Annotated in this window: 18 protein-coding genes; 3 read left to right on the top strand and 15 right to left on the bottom strand. The window is 51.5% G+C overall.

Features of this window, described 5'->3' with window-relative positions; translation table 11 throughout:
* Positions 1–74 precede the first annotated feature (74 nt).
* The 10 genes from LWL52_RS16825 to LWL52_RS16780 all read right to left on the bottom strand — a co-directional run bounded on the left by LWL52_RS16825 (position 75) and on the right by LWL52_RS16780 (position 8,358).
* Complete coding sequence (locus tag LWL52_RS16825; protein WP_242922233.1) at positions 75–650, bottom strand: inorganic diphosphatase; 576 nt, start codon at positions 648–650, stop codon at positions 75–77.
* 51 nt (positions 651–701) lie between these two features.
* Positions 702–2,408 (bottom strand): alkaline phosphatase PafA, encoded by a 1,707-nt coding sequence (pafA, locus tag LWL52_RS16820; RefSeq protein WP_242922082.1) that lies wholly within the window; start codon positions 2,406–2,408, stop codon positions 702–704.
* A 175-nt stretch (positions 2,409–2,583) separates the two neighbouring features.
* The gene (gene atpG / locus LWL52_RS16815; RefSeq protein ID WP_242922080.1) at positions 2,584–3,477 is read right to left on the bottom strand and encodes an ATP synthase F1 subunit gamma; all 894 of its coding nucleotides are present in this window, start codon (positions 3,475–3,477) and stop codon (positions 2,584–2,586) included.
* A gap of 74 nt (positions 3,478–3,551) precedes the next feature.
* Entirely contained in the window at positions 3,552–5,132 is a 1,581-nt protein-coding gene (atpA, locus tag LWL52_RS16810) for a F0F1 ATP synthase subunit alpha (protein WP_242922078.1), read from the bottom strand.
* Between the two features lie 2 nt (positions 5,133–5,134).
* Positions 5,135–5,692, bottom strand: a complete 558-nt coding sequence (atpH, locus tag LWL52_RS16805) for an ATP synthase F1 subunit delta (protein WP_242922075.1) — start codon at positions 5,690–5,692, stop codon at positions 5,135–5,137.
* A 53-nt stretch (positions 5,693–5,745) separates the two neighbouring features.
* Complete coding sequence (locus LWL52_RS16800; RefSeq protein ID WP_242922073.1) at positions 5,746–6,240, bottom strand: F0F1 ATP synthase subunit B; 495 nt, start codon at positions 6,238–6,240, stop codon at positions 5,746–5,748.
* 113 nt (positions 6,241–6,353) lie between these two features.
* Complete coding sequence (atpE, locus tag LWL52_RS16795) at positions 6,354–6,617, bottom strand: ATP synthase F0 subunit C (protein WP_242922071.1); 264 nt, start codon at positions 6,615–6,617, stop codon at positions 6,354–6,356.
* A 39-nt stretch (positions 6,618–6,656) separates the two neighbouring features.
* Entirely contained in the window at positions 6,657–7,697 is a 1,041-nt protein-coding gene (gene atpB, locus LWL52_RS16790; protein ID WP_242922069.1) for a F0F1 ATP synthase subunit A, read from the bottom strand.
* A 38-nt stretch (positions 7,698–7,735) separates the two neighbouring features.
* The gene (locus tag LWL52_RS16785; protein WP_242922067.1) at positions 7,736–8,125 is read right to left on the bottom strand and encodes a hypothetical protein; all 390 of its coding nucleotides are present in this window, start codon (positions 8,123–8,125) and stop codon (positions 7,736–7,738) included.
* A gap of 5 nt (positions 8,126–8,130) precedes the next feature.
* Entirely contained in the window at positions 8,131–8,358 is a 228-nt protein-coding gene (locus LWL52_RS16780) for an AtpZ/AtpI family protein (protein ID WP_242922065.1), read from the bottom strand.
* A 188-nt stretch (positions 8,359–8,546) separates the two neighbouring features.
* On the opposite strand from LWL52_RS16780, the gene porW reads away from it, so the two are divergent.
* The 3 genes from porW to uvrC are packed head-to-tail and all read left to right on the top strand — an operon-like array spanning position 8,547 to position 15,706.
* A complete protein-coding gene (gene porW / locus LWL52_RS16775) occupies positions 8,547–11,573 on the top strand; it encodes a type IX secretion system periplasmic lipoprotein PorW/SprE (protein ID WP_242922063.1) in 3,027 nt (1,008 codons plus the stop codon).
* Between the two features lie 5 nt (positions 11,574–11,578).
* The gene (locus LWL52_RS16770) at positions 11,579–13,879 is read left to right on the top strand and encodes a penicillin-binding protein 1A (RefSeq protein ID WP_242922061.1); all 2,301 of its coding nucleotides are present in this window, start codon (positions 11,579–11,581) and stop codon (positions 13,877–13,879) included.
* Positions 13,880–13,894: 15 nt separating this feature from the next.
* Positions 13,895–15,706 carry an excinuclease ABC subunit UvrC gene (uvrC, locus tag LWL52_RS16765; protein WP_242922058.1) on the top strand — a complete coding sequence of 604 codons (1,812 nt, stop codon included), beginning with the start codon at positions 13,895–13,897 and terminating at the stop codon, positions 15,704–15,706.
* A 287-nt stretch (positions 15,707–15,993) separates the two neighbouring features.
* On the opposite strand, the gene porN is transcribed toward uvrC, so the two are convergent.
* The 5 genes from porN to LWL52_RS16740 all read right to left on the bottom strand — a co-directional run bounded on the left by porN (position 15,994) and on the right by LWL52_RS16740 (position 21,615).
* Positions 15,994–16,857 (bottom strand): type IX secretion system ring subunit PorN/GldN, encoded by an 864-nt coding sequence (gene porN / locus LWL52_RS16760; RefSeq protein WP_242922056.1) that lies wholly within the window; start codon positions 16,855–16,857, stop codon positions 15,994–15,996.
* A 20-nt stretch (positions 16,858–16,877) separates the two neighbouring features.
* The gene (gene porM, locus LWL52_RS16755; protein WP_242922054.1) at positions 16,878–18,473 is read right to left on the bottom strand and encodes a type IX secretion system motor protein PorM/GldM; all 1,596 of its coding nucleotides are present in this window, start codon (positions 18,471–18,473) and stop codon (positions 16,878–16,880) included.
* A gap of 54 nt (positions 18,474–18,527) precedes the next feature.
* A complete protein-coding gene (gene porL, locus LWL52_RS16750) occupies positions 18,528–19,328 on the bottom strand; it encodes a type IX secretion system motor protein PorL/GldL (RefSeq protein WP_242922052.1) in 801 nt (266 codons plus the stop codon).
* A gap of 75 nt (positions 19,329–19,403) precedes the next feature.
* Positions 19,404–20,423: a T9SS ring complex lipoprotein PorK/GldK gene (gene porK / locus LWL52_RS16745; RefSeq protein ID WP_242922049.1), complete on the bottom strand. Its 1,020-nt coding sequence runs from the start codon at positions 20,421–20,423 to the stop codon at positions 19,404–19,406.
* A gap of 229 nt (positions 20,424–20,652) precedes the next feature.
* The gene (locus LWL52_RS16740; protein WP_242922041.1) at positions 20,653–21,615 is read right to left on the bottom strand and encodes a PorP/SprF family type IX secretion system membrane protein; all 963 of its coding nucleotides are present in this window, start codon (positions 21,613–21,615) and stop codon (positions 20,653–20,655) included.
* Positions 21,616–21,728: the final 113 nt, after the last annotated feature.

Below are 21,728 nucleotides of genomic sequence, written 5' to 3'. Positions count from 1 at the left end.
ACTATCTGCTTAAAATCAAAAAAGCCTGGCGCAGGTTTTCCCCACGCCAGGCTTTTAGGCAAAAGCACTTATACTTATAACGACTTTACCTGGCGGGGCTCCCCGAAGGTGGTGTTATACAGTTCGATGCTGTCCTGAATGATTTTATAGGCGTGCTCGCGGCCCAGGAACTGCTCTACAATAACTTCTTTCTGCTCCAGCTTTTTGTAATCTTCAAAAAAGCGGCGCATCTCCAGCAGCGTGTGCGGCGGCAGCTCCGAAATATCGTTGATATGGCGCACCGACATGTCGTTATAGGCTACCGCGATGATCTTATCGTCTTCTTCGTTGTTGTCGATCATCTGCATTACGCCAATTACTTTCGCATTGATCAGGCACATGGGCTGCACGTCGATCGAGCAGATCACCAGGATATCAAGCGGGTCTTTGTCGTCGCAGTAGGTTTGCGGGATAAAGCCATAGTTGGCCGGGTAATGGATAGATGAAAAAAGTACCCGGTCCAGTTTCAACATGCCGCTGTCTTTGTCCAGTTCATACTTTGCTTTCGATCCTTTCGGGATCTCAATGATAGCCGTAACCACCTCAGGAGCCTCTTCACCGAAACTCACACTATGCCATGGATTGTTGTTCTCCATATTCTCCAAATTCATCATTTTTTCTTTTTTAAAGCGCCGTCAATGTTTCTGCTTCAGGCGCGCTTATTATTTCATGTATTGTTGCAAAGGTTTACCCACGCTGCCGTTCGGCTCCTGTATGTAGAGCCACGAGGCAATGGTCGGCGCAATATCGGTTATTCCTGTTTCTTCAGAGCTTTCGCCCGGTTTTACACGCCAGCCATACCATACCAGCGGAACGTGGGTGTCATAGTTGGCGTAAGAGCCATGGGTAGTACCGGTGGGTTTGCCGCTGCCATAGCCTTCGAACCAGCCGGGTTGCAGTACCACGATTACGTCGCCTGAGCGCTGGGCATTATAACCATTTTCTATCCGGCCCTTCATGCCCTGGCTCCAGTTATTTTGCTGCAGGGCCGTTGCCGTAACTGTGCTGGCCACCGCCGGGAAGCGCATCACATAGCTGGCTACGCGCTGTTGCACTTCTGCCAGGTCCAGCTTTTTGCTATCTGCCAACTTTCTGTTCAGGTATACCTGCTGGTTGATGTAGCGTTCCACCCATTCTCCCTTGCCATAGGTTTTATCCAGGTAAGCCTCCACCGAGTCGCGGATGGTAGCCGAACTGGATACGCCTGCCGGTATGTTGTGCTCCTGCAGAAAGGCCGGCACATGCGCCGCGCCGTGGTCTGCGGTCAGGAAGAAAAGCACGTTGCCTTTGCCGGCCTGCGCTTCAGCCGCCGCGATCAGCTCGCTAATTTCTTTGTCCAGGCGCAGGAACACATCTTCCGCCTCTACGGAATTCGGTCCGTAGCGGTGGCCGACATAATCGGTTGACGAAAAGCTAACGGCCAGGAAGTCAGGATGTGTGCCTTTGCCCAGGTTCTCGCCTTTCAGGGCTGCCAGTGCAAAGTCTTTGGTGATGGTGTTACCAGCGGGCAGCGAGCGGATCAGTTCGTAATCCTTGCCGCGCAGGGCGGGTACATCGTGAGGGAACACCGGGCTTTTCTCGCCGGCGATCAGTCCTTCCCAAGGGGCATCGTCTCTAGTGCTTTCGGTATACTGCGCAATGGGCAGCAGCGTGTTCCAGGGCTGGCTCAGGTAGGTATCGGCCAGTTTGCGGGCATTAAATTCCTTTACCCAAGCAGGCAGGTCATTTTCATAATAGGTGCTGGTGATCCAGTTGCCCGAAGGCGAATCGAACCAATAAGCGCCATTAGCCAGGTGGCCGGCCGGCAGGATGGAGCCCCTGTCTTTCAGCGCGACGCCAATGACTTTGGCCCCCATGTTTGTTGCCAGCCGCAGCTCGTCGGTAATGGTGGTAGTGAGCAGATTGGCCGGCGACATTTGCCCGGCCGTAGAGGTGCTGCCAACTGTTTTTACGGTATTGTCTTCGGTGCAGTAAATGGTCTTGCCGGTTGCGCGGTTATACCAGTCGTTGCCTACAATGCCATTCAGCGCGGGCACGCTGCCCGTATAAACAGACGCATGGCCAGGGCCGGTATACGTTGGCACATACGTATAATGGTTGTTCTTGAAGTTATACCCTTCCGTTACCAGTTTCTTAAAACCATCGTTGCCATACTTGCTCCAGTAGCGGAACAAGTAATCGTAGCGCATCTGGTCTACCACAATGCCTACAATGAGTTTTGGCCGCTGCATGACGGTTGTTGCCATGGTAGCCGGTTCCTTTTCTACAGTAGTGGTATGGGTGATCCCCACGCAGGCGCTCAGGGCTGCAAAGCAGGCAAAAGCCGCTTTTGCAAAGATGCCACGCCCCAGGACAGAAGGTTTGCTCATTGGTTTATAGGTCAGTTGCAGCAAATATAACAAGAACCCTACTTTTATAGTAACAACAGGTGCTGAAAGCTGCACATTTTGCAATTTGGTAACACACTGCCAGTTACCCCTTGGTATAAAAACAGAAGCAGCGCCCACCTGTTGACGGGCGCTGCTTCACTGTATTTTGCACTGCTTACTTAGCAGCCAGCGCTTCGGCACCACCCACGATCTCGAGGATCTCCTTGGTAATGGCTGCCTGACGCGTTCTGTTGTACGTCAGCTTCAGCTGTTTGAGCAGCTCGCCAGCATTTTCAGTTGCTTTATCCATGGCTGTCATACGGGCACCTTCTTCAGATGCTTTCGACTCAAGCACGGCTTTGTATACCTGTATCTTCAGCGATTTGGGGATCAGCTCGCGGATGATCTCCTCCTTAGAAGGCTCGAAGGTATAGTCGGCAGCCAGTGCGGCAGAGCCGTTGCGTTCGATCTGCTTTTCTTCGATCGGCAGAAACTGCTCGGTACGGATGATCTGCGTAGCAACGTTCTTGAACTCGTTGTACACAATATCCACCCGGTCAAACTCCCTGTTCACGAAACCGTCCATGGCCCGTTCCGCTGCCAGGCGCACCGTATCAAACGACAGGTTGGCAAACGTAGTCGTATAATCGCCGATGATGTTGTAGCCTTCGCGCTTGCGCAGCGTATCAAAGCCTTTTTTGCCAATGGTCAGGAACGTTACGTTGCCTGCTGCAAACTGGCGACTATACTTATCGTTGATCAGGGCGGTAACCGTTTTCACGATGTTTGAGTTAAAGGCACCCGCCAGACCACGGTCAGAGGTTACGACCAGCAGCAACACTTTATTTGGCTCCCGCTCCTGTGAGAACTGATTTTCAACAGCTCCTTCCGTAAGCGTCGACAAATTGGCCAGGATACCTCCCAGGCGCTGCGCATAAGGGCGCATGCGCAGAATGCTATCCTGTGCCCGTCGCAGCTTAGCAGCCGACACCATTTTCATGGCTTTCGTGATCTGCTGTGTAGACGATACGGATGTAATGCGGCTTCTAACCTCTTTTAAACTTGCCATATATTTTCTGCTATGAGCATTTGGTTAAAGGGTAAAAGCCAACCGGCCCTTACCCCCTAACTCATAACTTAAAATTACTTCTTGTATTTAGCTGATAGCTCCCGGGCTGTTCTCTTGAGAACACCTGTGGTCTCGTCGTCGAGTTTGCCGGCCAGCAGCGCATTTAAGGTATCCTGGTGCTGTGCACGCATGGAACGCAGGAAATCGCTTTCAAACGTTCTTACCTCGTTTACAGGCACATCATCCATCAAACCGTTTGTAGCGCAGTAGATGATGGCAACCTGCTCCTCTACCGGTACCGGCGAGAACTGCGGCTGCTTCAGGATCTCCAGGTTGCGGCGGCCACGCTCAATAGTGAGCTTGGTAGCAGCATCCAGGTCAGAGCCAAACTTGGCAAACGCTTCGAGTTCGCGGAACTGTGCCTGGTCCAGTTTCAGGGTACCAGCCACTTTCTTCATCGACTTGATCTGGGCGTTACCACCTACACGCGATACCGAGATACCCACGTTAATGGCAGGACGGATACCGGCGTTGAACAGGTTTGTTTCCAGGAATATCTGTCCATCAGTGATCGAGATCACGTTTGTTGGGATATAGGCAGAAACGTCACCGGCCTGTGTTTCGATGATCGGAAGTGCTGTCAGCGATCCGCCACCTTTTACCAGGTGCTTGATAGAAGCCGGCAAGTCGTTCATGTTACGGGCGATCTCGTCGGAAGCGTTTACTTTGGCCGCACGCTCTAACAAGCGTGAGTGCAGGTAAAACACGTCTCCAGGATAGGCTTCGCGGCCTGGCGGACGGCGCAGCAGCAGCGACACCTCGCGGTAAGCTACGGCCTGCTTCGACAAATCGTCATAAACTACCAGAGCCGGACGACCGGTATCACGGAAGAACTCGCCAATGGCAGCACCCGTGAACGGCGCGTAGAACTGAAGCGGAGCCGGATCAGAAGCAGAAGCAGCTACCACGACAGTATAATCCATCGCGCCACCTTCTGTCAGGGCTTTTACCACCTGCGCTACCGTAGAGGCTTTCTGGCCTACAGCTACATATATACAGAATACAGGCTTTCCTTTTTCAAAGAACTCGCGCTGGTTCAGGATCGTGTCAATGGCCACGGCAGACTTACCTGTCTGGCGGTCACCAATGATAAGCTCCCGCTGGCCACGGCCAATCGGAATCATCGAGTCGATCGCCTTGATACCCGTTTGCATCGGCTCGTTTACCGGCTGGCGGAAGATCACACCAGGGGCTTTACGCTCCAGGGGCATCTCGTACAAATCACCGGCAATAGGGCCACGGCCATCTATGGGCTGGCCCAGGGTGTTTACCACACGGCCAATAATGCCATCACCTACTTTTACAGAAGCGATGCGGTTGGTTCTTCTTACAGTGGCGCCTTCTTTGATTTCGCTGTAGTCGCCCAGCATTACGGCACCCACATTGTCCTCTTCCAGGTTCAGCACAAGCGCCTGCAGGCCGTTCTCGAATTCGAGGAGCTCGCCAGACTGCGCTTTAGAAAGGCCATAGATACGTGCGACACCGTCACCCACTTGCAGCACAGTGCCCACTTCTTCCAGTTCTGCCTCAGAACGGAAATTGGACAGCTGTTCTCTTAGTATGGCTGATACTTCGTCAGGTCTTACTTCTGCCATGATTATATTTTAGTGATATAGGGGTTGTCTTTAAAATTATTTTTCAGCTTGAGAAGGCTATACTTCACCGAGCTGTCTATTTGCTTATCGCCTACCCGCAGCACAAAGCCGCCGATGAGCGAAGGGTCTACCAGTTCTTCCAGCTCTACGGTTTTGCCGGTTTGCGCTACCAGGCGCTGGCCCAGTTCTTCGCGCAGGCCGGGCGTTAGCGGCACAGCCGAGGTTACTTTCGCTTTCTGGATGCCTTTGTAGTCGTTGTACTGTGCTTCGAACTCTGTGGCAATAAACTCCAGCAGCGATTCGCGACTTTTGCGCGCCACAATGTTAAAGAAAGCCAGTGTCAGCTCGTTTACTTTGCCTTGGAACACAGCATTGATCACGGCCAGTTTTTTGTCTGACTTTACAATCGGGTTGTGTAGCAGCAGGTGAAAGTCTCTGTTCTGGGTGGCGGTTTTAGAGAATAATTTCATATCCTCATTTACCTGCTCCAGTACGCCTCTCTCTTGCGCCAGTTCAATCAGCGACTTCGCGTATCTGGAAGCAACTCTAATTTCTGACATAGGGCTTTTTATCGTTGAGGGGCTAACTGCTATGGCAGCGCCCGCCTGTATACTTAGTTAAGCGTTACTTCTTTGATGTAATCCTGCGCCAGCGCCTGCTGGGCCTGCGGGTTGCTCAGCTCCTTGCGCAGAATGCGCTCAGCGATCTCTACCGACAGCGAAGCAGCCATGTTTTTCACCTCGGTGATAGCGGCACGCTTTTCGTTTTCGATTGACTCACGTGCATTGGCTACCATGCGGTCGCCTTCTTCGTTAGCACGCTGCTTAGCTGTTTCGATCAGGTGGTTACCTGCTTCTGTGGCTTCTTTCAGGATCTTATCGCGCTCCAGACGTGCTTCGGCCAGCAACTTCTCGTTCTCTGCCTTCAGGCCCTGAATTTCAAGCTTTGCTTTTTCAGCGGCGCTCAACGCGTTCTCAATAGAGGTTTCGCGGTCGTTCAGCGCTTTCATGATCGGCTTCCATGCAAACTTGCTGAGCAGGAATAAAACGATCAGGAAGGTGATCGTCTGCCAGAATAACAAACCTATACCCGGGGTTACTAATTCCATTGTTTATGAATTTGAAAATTAGGTTCTTATTTACCTACACTATACTTGATAACTACGGTTTTGACCTCATCGTCCGGACCATTCGTCCGGACGTGAGATCAACAAAAGCATGATTAGCCTTTGAAAGAGATAAGCAAGCAAACTACCACACCGAACAGGGCAACACCCTCGATCAGGGCTGAAGCAATGATCATGGCTGTCTGGATTTTGCCACCAGCTTCTGGCTGACGCGCGATAGATTCCATGGCAGAGCCACCGATTCTACCAATACCCAAACCAGCGCCCAGGGCAACCAGACCAGCACCGATACCGGCACCCATGATAGCTAAACCATAATCGGTTGAGGCTACTGCTTGAAGCAAAATTGCTAATAACATAATTGTAGTTATATATAGTTAAAAAAATAAAAATTCAGATTAATGATGGCCTCCGTCGCCAAAGCCCATGTCCTCTACATGGTCGTGCTCCTCTACCGCGCCGCCAAAGTACATAGCCGACAGCAGCGTGAAGATATAGGCCTGCAACAGCGCCACAAACAGCTCCAGGAAGTTCATGAACACGGCAAAGGCCACGCTCAAAGGTCCCACGGCCAGGCTTTCAAAAATAAAGATCAGACTGAACAGGGACAGAATGATAATGTGGCCTGCCGTGATGTTGGCAAACAATCGGATCATCAGGGAGAAAGGCTTGGTAAAGATACCAATCAACTCTACCGGTACCATGATCGGCGACAGCCAGGTAGGCACGCCCGGTGTAGCGAAGATGTGGCTCCAGTAGCTCTTATTACCGCTAAACACTGTGATCAGCAAGGTTAACAGCGCCAGCACAAAGGTCACGGCAATGTTGCCTGTCAGGTTAGCGCCACCCGGCATCAGGCCCAGCATGTTGTTAAACCAGATAAAGAAGAAGATCGTCAGCAGGTAAGGCATATAGCGCTCATACTTGGGGCCAATGTTGGCTTTGGCGATCTCGTCGCGCACAAACACAATAATGGGCTCGAAGAACGACTGCAGGCCTCTTGGTGCTTTGCCGGCATTTTTCTTATAGCTTGCCGCGATAGAAAAGAACACCAGGAAAAGCAGAGCTACACTCACAAACATGGAGGCCACATTTTTGGTGATGGAGAAGTCGTATAGGCCGCTATATTCTTCCAGGGGCTCGCCCGCTGCATTGGCCTTGTATACATGGCCGTGCTCCAGCACATACCCGTTGTAAGGCACTTCCTCACCGTGCTCGTTAAAGAAGTTTTTAGACGAAAATGCCTGCACCTGCCCGTTATCCAGCAGAATGACCGGCAAGTATAAGTTAGCACCATGTGCAAACTCCCATTTGTGCGCGTCGGCAATGTGATGCGTGATCATATCGCCCGGCTTAAACTCACCACCTTCTTCCGCTGGCGCTTCGGCATAGGCCGAAATCGTCAGAAGGGAAAACAGTAAAACGAATAACTTCTTCATTAAGAGATATTTAGAAACAGGTTTTATAAAGCAAGGCCTTATACGTGATGCTGCTTTTTCAAATTGGGCCGCAAGTTAGCCAATAAGCTGTAAATTTCAAACCCGGTAAACAGAAAATATAACACAAAGAAGTTCAGCACGAACTGCAGCTCGTTTTCAGAGAACAGGTACACGTAGATAAACACCACCCCGATGCTCAGCAGCATCCGGAAGCCCATGGAGCCAAAATAATAGAGCTGGAAATTATCACTATCATAGCTGATGCCCAGGCGTGTAATGTAAAAGGTAGCCGCGGTAATGAGTACAAAAAAAGCCAGCACATACCACACATATGGATGCACCAGCGCATGGCCGGTAAAGTAAGTTAGGGCACCAATGGCAAGCCCTGTTACTCCTGAAAAGATCAACAGGTTTTTAAAAAAAGTCACAAGCGTTATTTTTTATTAAGTGATAAGATAACCAGCACCATGGAGGCCACCACTGCCAGCAGCAGGAGCACAATGGTAAACCAGGGGTTCTGCGTCTGGAAATAGTCATCCAGTTTCATTCCGGCAAAGGCCGCCAGTACCATGGCCCCGATCATCTGAAAGGCCAGCCCGGAGTAACGGAGGTAAGGCTTGATATTATCCTGGCGCGAAGGCTTTGGCTTCTGTTCCGGCATGTTCTCCATGTTTATCAGCTATTTGCAAAACTACTTCTTTTTTACGATCTTATTTGCCTGGCGGCACAACATTTGCGGTAGCCTTGCCGCTTTAACTGCGCCTGAAACCAAATTGCGGTTTATATAGTTCATTAGCTGCCGGCTACGCAAATACTTGCCTATTGGCATATTATCGTATTTTTGTAGGAATGACGGCCCATATTGGCCAGCATAGCTGCTGCAAGGCCATACTTTTTATACTTACCCTGGCGTTTATACCTTATACAATAGTGCTGAAACACCCTGCACCCATCCTGACTTTGAACAAGCAACCGCTGCACCTTTTTCTGCTGCTGCTAGCGCTGCTGCTGGGCTCCTGTTCGGCAGAGCGGCACAACCCGCTAAGCAAAGCTTACCATAATACCACCGCCCGCTACAACGGCTACTTTCTGGCCAACGAAAAAATGCGCGCCCTGGAGGCAGGTCTGCAGCAGCAAATGCAGTACGACTACAGCCAGGTGCTGCCTATATACCCCACCATCGACTCCACCACGGCCAAAGCCATGGCCGCCGACCTGGAGGATGTGGTAAAGAAAGCCTCCTTCCCGATCCAATGGCACAAAAACAGCAAGTGGATCGACGACAGCTACCTACTGGTAGGGCAGGCGCAGTTTTACCAGCTTAATTTTGCCGAGGCCGCCAAAACGTTTAAGTACGTAAATGCCACCAGCAAGGACAAAAACGCCCGCCACGCGGCCATGGTCTGGCTGATGCGCTCCTTTCTGAAAATGGGCGAAATGGACAATGCCCAGGCCGTATCGGAGTTTTTGCGCAAAGAGCGCCTGAACCGCGAGAATGCCCGCGAGCTATACCTGGCCCGTGCCCAATACAATACCATCACCGGCGATACGGCGGCTGTGGTAGAGAACCTGGCGCTGGCCTTGCCCAACTTTGAGGAGAAAGATGCCTTGTCGCGGACGCGCTTTACGTTGGCGCAACTTTACCAGTTGACCGGGCAGAACAAAGAAGCCTATCAGCAATACAGCAAGGTGCTGCGCAAAAACCCGCCCTACGACCTGGGCTTTTTCAGCCGCCTGAACCTGGGGCAGGTATCGGAACTGAGCGATGCCCAGGACCTGGAGCGCATTGCCGGCTATTACCGCAAAATGCTTAAGGACGACAAAAACAAGGAATACCGCGACAAGATCTACTATGAAATGGCGCAGTTTGAGCTTCGCCAGCAGCACTACGACAAAGCGCTGGAGTACCTGCAGCTTTCGCTTAAAACGCCGGGCGCCCTGCCCAACCAGAAAGCCTACAGCTATGTGTCAGCCGGCGAGATCTACTTTGATAACCTGAGCAAGTATAACCTGGCAGAAGCCTATTACGATAGCGCCGTGCAGGTATACCCGCAAAATGCCCTGACCTATGCTGCCGTGGCCGAGCGCCGCGATGTGCTGGCCGATTTTGCCAAACAGTACACCACCATCCAGACGCAGGACAGCCTGCAGCGCCTGGCCAAACTACCCGAAGCTGAGCGGATGGATTTTCTGCGCCAGCTGGTGCAGCGCCAGGAGGAAGCCCGCCAGCAGGAGCAACTGAAACAGCAACAGCAGCAAACAGCCCGGCAGCGCGAGCGCGAAGCGCCCCGTGGCAATAACAACCGCAACAACAAGAATGGGAGCGCCTTTGCCGATGAGGGCAGCGCGGCAGGGGGCGTATGGTACTTCGATAATCCGGCAGCTATGGCTTCGGCCCGCTCCGAATTTATCCGCCGCTGGGGCGACAGGCCCCTCCAGGATTTCTGGCGCACCCGCAGCCGTGGGGAAAGCGGCCAGCAACCACAACTAGCCGAAGTCCCGGTAGCTGACGAGCCGGAAGAAAGCCAAGCCTCGCCCGAAGAACGCGCTGACGCGCAGCTGAACGCTTACCTGCAGAACATTCCGCTGACCACGGCGGACCTGCAACGCTCCGAAAAAGAAGTGGAAGAGGCGCTGTTTAACCTGGCCAACATCTATGCCCAGAAGCTGAAAGATCCGGCACAGGCCATTAAAACCTACGAGCAGTTGCTGCAGCATTTCCCGCGCTCGGAGCATACCGCCGAAACCTTTTACAGCCTGTATTTACTTTATGGCAAGTCGGGTGATACCCAGCAGCAACAGGTATACTACAACCGCATCCGCAAGGAGTTTCCGAATACCACCTACGCCCGCCTGGTAGATGATGCCGACTTTATGAGCAAGAATGCGGTCGACAACCTGAAGGCCCATGCCCTGTATGATTCGGCCTATACTATGTATGAAGCCGAGGAGTATAAAAAAGCGGCCAAACTGCTGGATAACGTTGTCAGCCGGTATCCGCTGAACGATATCCCGGATAAGATTGCTTTCCTGGAAGCCCTGGTAACGGCCCGCACCAGCCCGCCGAAGGCCCTGCGCGACCAGCTGCTGCGCTTTAAAGCTGCGTACCCCGGTAGCGCGCTGCAGCCACAGGCCGATGCGCTGCTTACCTCTTATACCCAGCTGGAGCAGGAAAACAAACTGCGCAAGGAAGCCCCGGCTCCAAAATCTGCCCGTAAGCCAACTGCAAAGACAAGCCAGACACGGGAGGAGAAAATAAATGCGCTGATGGCGGTAGCTGCTAAGCCCGCAACGCCGGCACAAGAAACACCTGCTACCCCGAAAGCCGAAAATGCAACCCAAAAGCCTGCCGCCACGGCAGATAAGGCGCCGGACAAGCCTGTGGCCGTGAAAGAACAAAATGCGCCGCGACCGGCAAGCCCGGTGCAGGCATCTCCACCTGCCGCTTCGGCGCAGCCCGATACGGCCGCTGCGGCAGGCAACCCTGCTGTTGTAGCGGAGAAAGATCCGCTGGCTTATGAGGCCGCACCCGACTCAGCATACTATTTTGTGCTGGTTTACCCGGCCGCTGCGCCGGCCTTTAAAGACATTACGGCCAAGTATGCCAAGTATAACAACACCTACAACCGCAATCTAAACCTTCAGACGGATTCGGTGGCGCTGGCCGGCGGCAAAACCATGCTGGTGCTGCGCGCTTTCGCCGATCCGAAAGTTGCTTTGTCTTATAACATCAAACAAAAAGGGCCGCAGGCACCGGTTGGTAGAATCCGAGGCGTAGAATTCACTACCTTTGTGATCTCTTCTGCCAACTACCGGAAATTTATGCAGAAGCAGGACTTAGAAGCATACCTGACGTTCTTCCGAAACAATTATTAATCACAATGTCTACTCGTCAAGAGAAAATTTATCCGAAGGTTATCTCCACCCTGTGGCTGTTATTTGTAGGCGGCTTTATTGTCTTCATCCTTTACATCTACGCAGTCAGTATCAACTTCCTTAACCTATTCGGGGAGCTGCCCAACCTGCGCACCCTCGAAAATCCTAAAAGCGAGCTGGCCTCGGAGCTATACTCCTCCGACAACCAACTGCTGGGCAAATACTTCCGCGAGAACCGCTCGCCGGTAGACTACGAAGAGTTGCCGGAAAACCTGATAAACGCCTTGCGCGCCACAGAAGACATCCGCTTTGATGAACACTCCGGCATCGATCCGCAGGCCATGGGCCGTGTAGCCGCTTCCATCCTGCTGGGCCAGTCTAAAGGCGGGGGCAGTACCCTGACGCAGCAGGTAGCCAAAAACCTTTTCAGAACACGTGGCGAAGAGCTTAACGGAGGGCTTTTGAACGACATTCCTGGTATGCGCATGCTCATCCATAAAACCAAAGAATGGATCATGGCTGTGAAGCTGGAGCGTTCCTATACCAAGAAGGAGATCATGGTGATGTACCTGAATATCGTTGAACTCGGGAGCAACGCTTTCGGTATAAAAGCTGCCGCCAAGACCTTCTTCAATAAAACGCCTCAAAACCTCTCTGTTGAAGAATCTGCCGTACTTGTGGGCCTGTTCAGAAACCCAACTTATTACAGCCCGAAATTCCATCCTGAAAATTCGAAGCGCCGCCGCAATGTGGTCCTCTCGCAAATGGTAAAGTATGGCTTCCTGCCGGAGGAGGAATATAAAAAGCTGAAAGACAAAGACATCAAGCTCGATTACCGGGTCGAAAACCAAAACATCGGCATGGCGCCTTACTTCCGCACCGAGGCCAGCAAGGTGCTGCAGAAGTGGTGCCGCGAAAACGGCTACGACCTGTATTCCGACGGACTGAAGATCTATACGACCATCGACTCGAGGATGCAGAAGTATGCCGAGCAGGCGGTGCACGAGCACATGGCCGATCGCCAGAAAGCCTTTTTCGAACACTGGAAAGGCCGCAACCCCTGGGTAGACCGCAACATGAAAGAGATCAAGGACTTTCCGGAGCAGGCAATTAAGCGCACGCCGCGCTACCGCCGCCTGATGGAGCGTTTTGATGGCGACATGGACTCGGTTAATTATTACCTCAACAAAAAAGTGCCGATGACCATTTTCACCTGGAACGGCGAGAAAGAGGTAAAGATGAGCCCCATGGATTCGCTTAAATATTACAAGCACTTTCTGCAGGCAGGCTTTATGGCCATGGAGCCACAGACAGGCCACATCAAGGCTTGGGTAGGCGGCATTAATTACGAGCACTTCAAGTATGACCACGTAAAGCAGGGGGCCCGCCAGCCAGGTTCTACGTTTAAGCCATTCCTGTATACCGCCGCTATCGAAAACGGCTACTACCCGTGCTACGAGGTGATCGATACCAAAGTATGTGTGCCGCTGCCGGATGGCACCATGTGGTGCCCCAACAATGCCACCAACAAGTATACGGGCGAGAAGTATACCTTACGCAAGGCACTTGCTGAGTCGGTAAACTCCGTTTCCGCTTTCCTGGTAAACAAGCTGGGGGCCGAAACGCTGGTCGCTACAGCCAAGCGCATGGGCATCACCACGCCGCTGGACCCTACACCCTCGCTGGCGCTGGGCACAAGCGATGTTACCCTGTTTGACATGGTGGGCGCTTACGGCACCTTTGTGAACAGCGGCACCTGGACCGAACCCAACTTCATTACCCGCATCGAAGACAAGCACGGCAATGTGGTAGCGGAGTTTGAGCCCCGCAAAGTAGAGGCCCTGAGCGAGGAGACGGCGTACCTGATGGAATATATGCTGCAGGCAGCTGCCCAACCCGGCGGTACTGCCTATTATGGCCTGCGCTACCGCAATGGCCTTAAGAATGAGATCGGCGCTAAAACAGGTACCACCCAGAACTACTCAGATGCCTGGTTTATGGGCATTACACCAACGCTGGTATGCGGCACCTGGGTAGGGGGCGAAGACCGTTCCATTCACTTCCGTACGCTGGCCCTGGGCCAGGGTGGCAAGCTGGCTATGCCGATCTATGGAGCCTTTATGCAAAAGGTATATGCCGATAAATCGCTTGACGTGTCCAAAGCGCCTTTCCCTAAACCTTCTACCCCGATTTCGGTACAATTAGACTGCGCTTTGTATAACCAGGGCGCTGTGCCAGTCGATTCTTCGCAGCAGGATGAGTTCCTGAACCTGCCGACCGAGATCGACCTGGACGCGGACATCTAAGCTGACGAAAACCCCATGCCTGCAAACGAGAAGTTGAAAGAGAAGATCGCGCACCTGCCGCACAAACCCGGCATCTACAAGTTCTTTGACGAGAAAGGCATCATTTACGTGGGCAAAGCCATTGATATACGTAAGCGCGTGAGCTCGTATTTCAACCGCTCGGCCCAGCACAATAAAAAAACGCTTAAGCTTGTCTCGCAGATCCAGGATATTGAGTTCACGATCGTAGATACTGAGGCAGATGCATTTCTGCTGGAGAATAACCTCATCAAGCAGTACCAGCCCAAGTATAACATCCTGCTGAAGGATGGCAAGACGTACCCGTACATCTGCATCGTGAACGAGCGTTTTCCGCGCGTGATCACCACCCGCAACAAGCTCAACGATGGCTCGCGTTACTTTGGCCCTTACCCCAGCGGAACGGCCATGTATGTGGTGCTGGACCTGATCCGCACGCTATACCCGCTGCGTACCTGCACTTATAACCTGTCGCCGGAGAATATTGCCGCCGGTAAGTTCAAGGTATGCCTCGAGTATCACATCGGCAACTGCAAAGGGCCCTGCGAAGCACTGATAGATGAAACCGAGTATAACGGCCATATCTCGCAGATCAAAAACATCCTTTCGGGGAACCTGACAGTAGCCAAAAACTACTTTAAAGAGCACATGGCCGCAGCTGCCGCCGATTACCAGTTTGAACTGGCCCACCAGTATAAGCAAAAGCTGGACATGCTCGAAGATTTCCAGACCAAATCGACTGTCGTGAGCAACACGCTCACCAACATTGATGTCTTTACCATTACCAGCAACGAGCAATGCGCCTTTATCAACTACCTCAAGGTAATGAACGGGTCCATTATACTTACCCAATCGCTGGAGATACAGAAAAAGTTGGACGAGGAAGATGCCGACATCCTTGCTTCCGTGATCGTGCAGCTGCGCCAGGAATTTGAAAGCACCTCCCGCGAGGTGATCACCAACATTGAGCTGACATTGCCGCTGGATAACATCAGCCTATCGCAGCCGCAGATCGGCGACAAGCGCAAGCTGATCAACCTGTCGCTGAAGAACGCGCTCTACCTGCGCAAGGAGCGGGAGGGCCGCCAGGAGAAGAACAAGGACCTGAACGAACAACGGGAGCTGCGCGTGCTCGAAACACTGAAGAAAGATCTGCGCCTGCTGGAGCTGCCCCGCCAGATCGAGTGTTTTGATAACTCCAACTTCCAGGGCGACAACCCGGTGGCATCCATGGTCTGCTTTAAGAATGGCAAGCCCAGCAAGAAAGATTACCGTCACTTCAACATCAAAACAGTGGTCGGCGCCAACGACTTTGAGTCGATGTATGAGATCGTAACGCGCCGCTACCAGCGCCTGCTGAACGAAACCCAGCCTCTGCCGCAACTCATCATCATAGATGGGGGCAAAGGCCAGCTAAGTATGGCTGTGAAAGCGCTAAAAGACTTGGATATTTATGGCAAAGTTGCGGTGGTGGGCATTGCCAAGCGCCTGGAGGAGATCTTTTACCCCGGTGACAAACTGCCGCTCTACATCGATAAAAAGTCTGAATCGCTGAAGCTGATCCAACGGCTACGCAACGAGGCACACCGCTTTGCCATTACCTTCCACCGCAGCAAGCGCGATGCGGGCACATTAAAAACAGAGCTCACCGAAGTAAAAGGCATCGGGCCCAATACCGCTGAAGCGCTGCTGGCCAAGTATAAATCCGTTAAAAAGCTCAAAGACCTGACCCAACAGGAACTGGCCTCCGAAGTTGGCGCCGCCAAAGCAGCCATCCTTTATACTTACTTCCACAACGGACAGGTATAAACTTGTCTCACTTCCATATCTTTTCTGGAAGTCAATAGAAAGCCACTGAAACAAGAATGTCCCCCTTTTAAGAGGGCAGAGGGATGTTTACACCTGCTGATTATTTAGAAAACCCAATGCTCAGCTATCTGCTTACCTGTTTATACTTGTGGATTACAAATCCTGAAGAGCATAGGAGGGCACAGACCTCTGGTTTTTAATTGATATTACCTGGTTCTTACCAAGTATAAAACAAAAAAGGAGACACCGTTCTGGCATCTCCTTTTTGTTTTATACTTGGTTGGTGCTTAGTAGCTCCACAAGCTATACTCATACTCGATAAGGGCTTCGGCGGCATCCTGTGCGGCCAGCAATCCTTTCTTACCGCCACCATAAATATCGGCCAGGGCTCTGTCGCCGGGGTTGGATATCTTGGTGATGTAAGAGCTGAACAGCCACAGGTCAAATGCATCAGCCAGGTTCTTGTGCTGCGCGTCGTTTTGGGCGTTGTACCATATGGCCATATCCGGGTTGCTACGGAAAACCTTCACCAGGTCGCTCATTTTAAATGAGCCTACGTTCTGCTCAAAACCCAGCGGGTTCAGCGTTGCAGGCACTTTAATGCTGATCGTCTGGATATCATGGTACATGCGCGAACGCTTTTTGTCGAACACCGCATTCTCCTTCATCTCCAGCAAGTATAGCTGTTTCGGAAAATACTCGTTGCTTACAGGAGCTGCGTTAGCTGCAGGCTTTTCATCTAGGGCAGCACCCCAGGCATCGTCTTCAGCTGCTTTATCCTGCTTGCCAAAACCAGCTGCAATCTCCTCTTCGCTCAGCGCTCCGGTCGACTCTTTTGGCGTCATGTTGGCCATAAACTCCTCGCGTGTCAGAGGCGTATTCACCGAGTCTGTTTTGTAGGCTGTCAACTCACCGCTTTTTACGGCGTTGATGATTACCTTGGTGATCTCTCTGTTTTCAGAAAACATAGGCTTGTTCTGCTTTTCACGCAGATCGATTTTACGCCAAACTGTTTTCTTAAACAGGATATCGGACTCGGGAATAGGTCGTGCGGACGGATTACTGGCGGTTGTATTCGAAACCTGTTGTGCCATGGCACCCACAGATAACATCAAACCTGCTGCTACACCTATTGCTTTAACTAATTTCATACTCCTTGTAAGCTTCTAATTTAGTTTAACGGGATGATCCAGTTATTGTCACCACCTACTTTGGCATCCACGGCCTGTCCTTTATAGTTCAGGCGCTTCACGTCAAGTACCTCAATCACCACCCGGTCGCCTTTGCTTGCCTTCGCAGCAAAGCTGGACAAGTTAGCCGATGGGCTGCTATACTCGCCCTGGTCTATTGGCTGGTTGTTGCGTACCAGGTAAGCTTTCCAGCGTGTTACTCTATAACGTGCTTCGTTAGGTAATAATTGTTTAAACCCTTCATCAGCAACCGCCTGAATTTCAACTGCTCGGACCGATTGCGCCGGAACGCCGCGTTTCACATCGATCGGACGGCCGTTAACAAGCGGCACCAGCACTGGCTTTGGCACCGGACGTACTTTAAACGTCTCTTTGCCAATAGCGTTTCCACCGCTGCTTACGTTGATAGTTACTTCTGTTGATGTCGGCACGATCGTTACCTCGCCTTTCTTGGCGCCTTTCACGGCAGAACCGCCTGATGCGCTAAAGCTAGGGTCATATACGGCTCCCAGGGCCGGCACCTGAATGTTCAGTTCGTTGGCACACTGGAAGTATAAAGCCTGCACAGCAGCAGACTGCACCTGGATCACGGGCTTGGCTACGATATACTCTTCCTCCACCGGGAATACTTTTTCTTCGCCGTTCTGGTTGATGATGATCTGACCTTTCCAGGTTTGTTTCGAGTTACCATCCGCATCATAGTTAGAGGCAGCAGCAGTAAATTCTACTATACCCTTGCCATCCACTACTTTGATCGGCTTGCCCTGAAATCTCATCACCGGTGTGATGGCATCAGAAGAAGCAGCAATAAACATATCGGCTTTATACTTGGTACCGGCAGCTACGGTTTTGGACTCTGCGCGGGCCATGGCAAAAATCTTCTCGAACTTGATGATGTCGGCACCCACCTGCTGGGCAAGGCGCTGCAGTGCATCGGCCTCATACTTGAGCACTTCGTTCTCTTTCTGCGACAGGGTAGCCAAAGCGGCTACCAGCGGGGTGTTCTCAAAGTTGAGCTCGGCAAAGTCTTTGTTTTTCTGGGCTTTGTCTTTCTTGGCTACCGGGTCTTCCTTGCCTGCAAGGGCTAAGCTGGCCGGCATGTCAGGGTTATACTGGCGCATAAACTTGGCATAGTTGTTCAGCTTATCACGCAGTTCGTATGCTTTCCCGTTGTTCTTGTTAGCGGCGCCGATCATGTTGATGGCCACTACATCTTCCGAAGAGGGGTTCACATACTGTCCTTCCTCGTTCACACCACCGGTCTTTTGAACCAGCATGTCGCGCAGGCTATGGATGTAGGTAACCATCTCAGAGGTCTGCTTGCGGATTTCCTGGGCATTGTTCAGTACCCGCTGGTCATTGGGTCTGTTTCCGGCTTTGCTAACGGCAGTTTTAATATTGGTTATTATCCCGGCATTGTTTCCTACTGTCTTGTTGTTTACTTCCATCAAACTTTCGTCCAGGAACTTAAACTTCAACAGGATTGCCGAGCTCACTTGCAAGGCAAGAAGTGCGGTCAGTACGAGGTACATCATACCGATCATCTTCTGCCGTGGTGTCTCTTTTCCTCCAGCCATTTTATACTATTTAACTGTTGTCTTGTTGATTTAGAACTTATTTCGGTTGGAGAATTAGCCTTTCATGGCTGTCAGCATGTTGCCGTACACGGTGTTAAGCGAGTGCAGGTTCTGCGTTAAGCGGGCAACTTCGTCCTTGAACTGTTCTGTATCCTTGCTGGCGTCTGTCAGGTTTTCCATGGCCATACTCAGGTTGCCGTAGAATCTGTTCATGGCTTTCAGGTGGTTGTTGGCATCCTGCAGCTCCATTTCATAAACAGCGTTCAGCGCGCCCAAGTTTCTGGTCATGCTCTGTATCTGGCTGTGGTACTCTTTGGCATCTACTGTGGAGCCGGCCATATGAGAAAGTGCTTCTGCTGTGGTAGCGTACGCACGGTTCATGTTATCGAGCTGGTCAGCAGCGGTTCTGATCTTCACGGTATAGTCCTGGGTAGCTGTAGTGGCCTGGCTCAGGTCTGCCATCTGGGCAGCCGTCTCGCTCAAGCGGTTCAGGCCAAAGCCAAGTGAATTGATGGTGTCTGGTGTTATATCCGCATTGCGCAGCATGTCATCCAGCTTACCGGTAATTGATGGTCCTTGTGAAACGGCAGTTGCCGGTACCAGTCCCTCGCCGGCAAAATCGTCGGCCAGTTGCGGGTATACTCTTGCCCAATCCGGCTCAGCGTGCTGTGGCTGGAAAGCACTCAGGAAGAAGATTACAGCTTCTGTGCCCAGACCAACGATCAACATAAAGTCGGCTCCAGACCAGTGCTGGATCTTAAACAACGCTCCGATGATAACAACAGCAGCTCCGATGCCATATACTTTTGGCATCAACACGTCATATATGAAACTGCGACCTTTAGCTTTGCTCATTTTGTTTTCTGATTAATTGTGAACGTTAGTGAATTAGGTTTTTTTAGAGTTTTTTATTTGTTGCACTAGTTAAGGCTATCTGAATTCTTTTCCGGATGATCTTCCCAGATAAATCATGGCATTACGGAAGCCGATGTATGAACGGGCAGAGTCCTGGAATTCGAAGTTGCGGGTACCGGTCTCCAGGAAGTAGGCAATGTCTTTCCACGAACCGCCTCTTACTACTTTTCTTGGCTCATTGTCGTCGCGGTATACCGGGTTCAGGTCCCATACAATCGGAACAGTAGCATCCGAATAGGCATCATCGCACCATTCGGCCACGTTACCGGCCATATCATAAAGGCCAAAATCGTTCGGGAAGAACTGCGCTACAGGCGCTGTATAAGTAAAGCCATCGCTGTAGTAATCGCCGCGGCCCGGCTTAAAGTTAGCCAGCAAACAACCTTTGCCATTGCGCAGGTAGGGCCCACCCCACGGATAAACTGCCATGTCGCGACCACCACGGGCGGCATATTCCCACTCCGCTTCTGTCGGAAGCCTGAAGCTTGGCATGGGGGCTTTTCCGTCTTCGGCATTGGCCTGGTTCTTCAGTTTGCTGCGCCACTGGCTGAAATATTTAGCTGCAAACCAGTCTACGCCCACCACCGGATAATCGTCAAACGCCGGGTGCGAGAAATAGTACTCCATCAGCGGGTCGCCCATGTGGTAAGTATAATCCTTTACCCAAACCGTTGTATCAGGATAGAGCTGCGTCATTACAAATTCTTCGCCCAATACGTCGAGCGAGTCCTCTTTCATCACGTTGACAAACTGGCGGTATTCGTTATTGGTAATCTCGGTTTCGTCCATATAGAAGCTACCAATTGTTACCTGCTTGTTCAGGTTAGCCATGGTAGCAGCAATATCCTGGTCCGCCTGCCCCATGTGGAAGGTTCCACCCGGACAGGATACCATGCCGTAAGGTACTTCCTGGGGATTGTACTCCGGGCGATCCTCAGCACCCACCAGGTCTCCCTGGGGTCCTTTTCTCAATCCACAGCCTGCAAGCAGCACCACCGCCAGCGCGAAGGAGGACAGCTTAAGTAATTTATTCATGATGCCTTTTAAAAGATGAATTTTACAGTAAATGTATTTTAGCACACTATTACGGGTGAAGCAAATATATAGGATTTAAAAATAAATAAAAACATTTCGTTGTGGCACGGAGCTTATTATTTCTGAACGGTATAAGGCACTGAATATTATAATCATAAATCATATTTTTATGCACTTTCTAAAGAGCATATTTCTTTCAGTATCCCTTTTTCTGATGTTGGAATCCCCGTTATTTCGGAAAATAATAACGCGGGGTTCGGATGGCAGGCCGGAACCGTACAACCGGCTCTGGTAATCGGTAACTTACCATCACCTCATGCGAGGTGGGTGCTTTAGCTACTTTGTTAAACGTGGTAAAATCGAAAGCGTATCCTACCCGCAGCGCATTGTCCTGAAAAAGAGAAATACCTACAAGGGCACTAACAGCTTCCTGATGTCTATAATTCACTCCTAACCAGTATTTTTCATTGTAGGTTGCCCGGGCTCCCGCTTCAAACGAAAATGTTTCAGTATCATGTTTTAACAGCGCCGTGGGTGTTACAATCAGGTCTGTGCTTACGGGTAAGTGGACCCCTGCGGTTACATATAAATGGTTTTCGCTTAAAAATTTTCCTGATCCGGTATTGGCCGAATCCTGAAACATATACTCAGAGTGCAAAAGGTTCGTTATACTTCCTCCCGCATAAAATTGTTCTGACTCATACCACAGGCCTGCGCCCAAGTCATACTTGGTATCCGAGCTGTTGTAGGGCACACTCGGGTCGTTCTGGTCGATGGCCCGGTAAGCGCCTTTTTTAATGTTGTTCACATTGCCCTGCACACCTATCCCTAGCTTGCCGGCTTCCCCCACCTTAATATGATAGGAGTAGGAGAGGGCGGCGATCATAAACGTGGTATTTCCGATCCGGTCGCGGAGCAGGTTCAGGCCCACCCCGCCGTGCAGCAGCCTAACGGGCGCATTAGCTGTTAGTAGCAGCGTTTGCGGCGAACCGCCATCATCAAAAGTAGCATCGTAGCCCAGCCACTGGTAGCGGTAAATAGAGAGCAGTTCGGGGCGGTTAGTTATACCTGCATACGCCGGGCTTAACTGCATCCCGTTAAAGCCATAATGGGTAAATTGTGGCTGCTGCTGTGCCCAAGCCAGCGGCCGGCATAGCAGAAACAGCAAAATAACTGGTAGAAGCTTTCTCATAGGCTGCAAGAAGGCAGGGATGGCTGAAGGGACAAAATATACCTTCTTCCAAATATAGCCAATAAACACTAAAACGCAAATGCAGGCACCTGCTGAATTGGCCCTGGCATTTG

The organism is Pontibacter liquoris (assembly GCF_022758235.1).
GTDB lineage: Bacteria > Bacteroidota > Bacteroidia > Cytophagales > Hymenobacteraceae > Pontibacter > Pontibacter liquoris.
Note: the sequence above shows the minus strand (reverse complement) of the source record. Positions and strands in the feature narration are given on the sequence as shown.